Source organism: Paraburkholderia sp. BR10954 (genome assembly GCF_040965775.1).
GTDB classification, from domain to species: domain Bacteria; phylum Pseudomonadota; class Gammaproteobacteria; order Burkholderiales; family Burkholderiaceae; genus Paraburkholderia; species Paraburkholderia youngii.
In genome coordinates, this window is record NZ_JBFRCK010000321.1 from 1 (window position 1) to 255 (window position 255).

The following is a 255-nucleotide window of genomic DNA, read 5'->3' on the forward strand; positions in this document are numbered from 1 at the left end:
TCTAAACGTTATCGGATGAACACCATGAACATCGACACTGCCGCGATTGACGACACCGTCCTCGCGCTTCTCTATTTGACACTGCACGACCACAACCGCGCCTGGAAGAGCTTCGATTGGGATGCGCTCAACCGACTCTACGAACGCGGCCTGATCGGCGATCCGGTCAATAAAGCGAAATCCGTGATCCTCACCGACGACGGTTTGCGCGAATCCGAACGCCTCTTCAAGCAGCACTTCGTCATCGCTGGCAGC

General features: G+C 56.1%; 1 protein-coding gene. It reads left to right on the forward strand.

The genetic code is table 11. The annotated features are described in order from the left end of the window. Positions 1-24: 24 nt before the first annotated feature. Positions 25-255: DUF6429 family protein (locus AB4Y34_RS42420; protein ID WP_368719372.1), on the forward strand; the 231-nt coding region annotated here is incomplete at its 3' end.